5 protein-coding genes are annotated in these 3,369 nt (G+C 38.8%); 4 read left to right on the top strand and 1 reads right to left on the bottom strand.

Annotated elements, in window-relative coordinates; all coding sequences use genetic code 11:
- Nucleotides 1–209: 209 nt before the first annotated feature.
- On the bottom strand, nucleotides 210–389 hold the full coding sequence (locus VB732_RS35640; protein ID WP_323235508.1) for a hypothetical protein: 180 nt from the start codon (nucleotides 387–389) through the stop codon (nucleotides 210–212).
- An 8-nt stretch (nucleotides 390–397) separates the two neighbouring features.
- On the opposite strand from VB732_RS35640, the gene VB732_RS35635 reads away from it, so the two are divergent.
- The 4 genes from VB732_RS35635 to VB732_RS35620 all read left to right on the top strand — a co-directional run.
- Nucleotides 398–1,645 (top strand): alpha-L-fucosidase, encoded by a 1,248-nt coding sequence (locus VB732_RS35635; protein ID WP_323235507.1) that lies wholly within the window; start codon nucleotides 398–400, stop codon nucleotides 1,643–1,645.
- Nucleotides 1,646–1,736: 91 nt separating this feature from the next.
- Entirely contained in the window at nucleotides 1,737–2,012 is a 276-nt protein-coding gene (locus VB732_RS35630; protein ID WP_292723339.1) for an HU family DNA-binding protein, read from the top strand.
- Between the two features lie 185 nt (nucleotides 2,013–2,197).
- Nucleotides 2,198–2,635, top strand: a complete 438-nt coding sequence (locus VB732_RS35625) for a hypothetical protein (protein WP_323235506.1) — start codon at nucleotides 2,198–2,200, stop codon at nucleotides 2,633–2,635.
- A 315-nt stretch (nucleotides 2,636–2,950) separates the two neighbouring features.
- A partial coding sequence (locus VB732_RS35620) for an adenylyltransferase/cytidyltransferase family protein (RefSeq protein WP_323235505.1) occupies nucleotides 2,951–3,369 on the top strand: 419 nt, incomplete at its 3' end.

The raw sequence follows: 3,369 nt of genomic DNA, 5'->3' as shown, positions 1-3,369 counted from the left end.
ATATAAGAGACAATTAGCGTTGTCCCCGGTTTATCCATAGTAAATACCGTTATATAATACTATTCACCTCAAGTTTCATGTTTTACGCAAAAAACGAATAATCTTGAAGTTGGCATTACAAAGGTTAGAAGTCAGCACAAGCCAGCGTATTGCAGACGGCATCCGCTTCTCTACTGTCTACCTCTGATTTTCCTCGATTGGGCTAGGACTTACAGATAGGGAGCGATCGCACCCAGCCCATAGCCCCGCTTGCGAGAGCAATGCTTGCGGCGGACTATTCGGTGTCGCATTTTCACCTCCGCCAACAAATAATAATAACCAAAACCTGTATATGTACTAAGATGCTCTTGGGAGCTATTTCTCCTTCTCTTTTGCAGAATTATTGCCAAATTTCACCATGATGAATAACTGGTTTGACACAGCTCGATTGGGGATGTTTATTCATTGGGGACATAGTTCTCAAATGGGATGTGAGTTATCTTGGCCGTTAGTTGGGGGTGTATTCAGCCTACCTTTTTGCAAAGATATTCCAGTTGATAAATATCACTACACAGCTAATACTTTCAATCCACAGCAATACAATCCTCAAGAATGGGCAGATTTAGCAAAAAGTCTCGGAATGAAATATGCGATATTAACAACCAAGCATCATAATGGTTTTGCCTTATTCCATACCCAAGAATCAGACTTTTCAATCGCATCTGCACCTTACAAAAAAGATATTGTACGTGAATATGTCGAAGCGATGCGCTCTGTAGGATTGCGTATTGGTCTTTATTTTTCACTTAGTGACTGGCATCATCCTGACTATCCGGCTTTTACAGAAGCAGATAAACCTTATCGCTTTGATCAGCTACCTCAACCTACAGCGCAACAGTGGGAGCGATATATCCAATTTATGTTCAATCAAATCCGAGAATTATTGACCAACTATGGCCAAATTGACATCATTTGGTTTGACGGAAGTTGGGAACGCACTCCAGAGCAATGGCAGGCTCAAAATTTAGCGAAAATGATTCGTGATTTACAACCGAATATTCTCATCAACGATCGTCTTCCAAATTGTGGAGACTTTGAAACTCCTGAACAGTTTATTCCGCCTCATCCACCCGATCATCCTTGGGAAACTTGTCTGACTATTAATGAAAGTTGGGGATATAATTCAGACGATCATTGCTTCAAGTCATCTCGTCAGCTAATTCATACCCTTTGCGAAGTAGCAGGCAAAGGAGGCAATCTTTTGCTCAATGTTAGTCCAATGGGTAATGGACAAATCCCTCCTGAGCAGTTAGAGCGTCTCAAAGATATAGCAGATTGGATGGAGAGTCACTGTGAAAGTATACTGGATACAACCCCAGGATTAGAACCGTGGCAATTTTATGGCCCCTCAACTCGTAAGGGCGATCGCATTTATCTACACCTATTAATGAAACCTTACGAAACAATATCAGTTAGGGGTATACCAATCAAACGAGTAAAATCGGTGTTTCTTCTTGCTGACGGTACAGAACTAACTTACACAAGTCGCTGTGCAATTATGGATTCTATCCTCAATTCTAATCCGTTAGGAGAATTAACAATTGATGTACCAGAATCAGTAATTAATCCATACGTTACAGTGATTTGTATTGAGATTGATTCTTAAGTAATTAATGTAAATTCATTTCTTTTTACCCTTTACCAATCAGAGATGGTAATGCTACATTTCTTTTATTTGCAACACTTCAGGGTGATTTATGAACAAAGGCGAATTAGTGGATGCTGTAGCAGCAAAGACTAACATCACAAAAAAACAAGCTGATGAAGTCATCAGTGCTTTTTTGTCAGTTGTTACTGAGGCTGTAGCCAATGGTGAAAAGGTAACGCTCATTGGGTTTGGGTCATTTGAGCGGCGCGATCGCTCAGAACGCGAAGGGCGTAATCCGAAAACCAATGAGCCAATGACTATCCCAGCTACCAAAGTGCCTGCGTTTTCTGCTGGGAAACAGTTTAAAGAAAAAGTAGCGCCATAGATAAATTGCTTTAACACTAGCAATCCAATCACTGCAAAGCTGTAACCCTCGCTCTTATAAAGACAGGGCATGGCAACGGCAGAGAGAACGTGAGTGTTGAATTGCAGATGTAAAAAAGCGCGATCGCGTACCAACACCTGCCTCCGTGATGCCTTTTCTTGGAGCGTCTTCTGTTGTTTATCAAAATGATCCAAACCTTGCTATTAACTTGTTTCTTATTTATTTCACAATTGCCTACTCTCGAACCAAAATTTATTAATTTAAAAAACCAATTAGAAAATCAAGGGTTTCAGATAATAATTGAGTTACCACCAAAGCGAGGAGCTTATGGATTATTGAGAGAGGCTGACAAAAAAATTTGGATTAATCCAGTAGTTTTTGAGCTACATATTGGTACTCAGACTCTAATTCATGAAGCGGTTCATGCTGCACAAGTATGTGCAGGGAAAGGGAAAATAAAAACTTTAGGTCTAAATATTCAGCCAAGTAATTATGCTCGACCTTTTTTTATACGCTATACTGATGTTCACAGGCAAGATTTAGAAAGAGAAGCCTATGCAGTACAAACTCAGTCTAATAGTTATGAACTAGTTGTATCCCTTCTTAAAAAATACTGTAAATAGCTTTTAGCGTAAAACTAATGTATGTTTATAGACTCTATTGTAGAAAGTAAATCAGTAGAGTATTTCATAATAGCTCGATATTTTCTCCCAAACTTTCAACCACAATTTTAGGGATGTCTTTTTTATATGTTGCTAGAAATTTATTCCTTTTCCCCTTTCTTAATAAGAAATAATATTGTTAATTAATTTTGGGGTAGCTTTTGGTCAGAAGCAAATTCGTAGCCGTACTGAATTGACAAAGATTATTCAAGGACAAATATAGCTAAGATTCATTTTGTGTTAATAGATTGCAGTAGCCAAGACCAAATTAAAACTATGGGCAGGAAATGTGGACTCACGCTTGGTAAGTACGCGCCGCTTCACAAAGGACATCAATTTGTGATTGAGACTGCCTTAGCAGAAATGGATGAAGTGCTAGTGATAATTTATGATTGTCCAGAGATAACGGCCATTCCCTTAACAGTTCGAGCCAGATGGTTGCAAAAACTGTATCCGACAATTGAGATAATTGAAGCTTGGGATGGCCCTGAAGAGGTTGGTGATACCCTTGAGATTAAGAAAAAGCACGAAGAATATATTCTGAAAAAATTAAAGTCAAAAAGAATTACACATTTTTACTGTAGTGAATTTTATGGCGAACACGTAAGCCTGGCTTTAAAAGCAGTTAATCGACTTGTAGATAGCGAACGCAAAACTTTTTCCGTATCAGGAACAAAAGTAAGGCAAGATCACTA

The organism is Nostoc sp. UHCC 0252, assembly GCF_034931145.1.
In the GTDB taxonomy this organism is placed as follows: Bacteria; Cyanobacteriota; Cyanobacteriia; order Cyanobacteriales; family Nostocaceae; genus Nostoc.
This window is presented reverse-complemented; position numbering and strand designations above follow the sequence as displayed.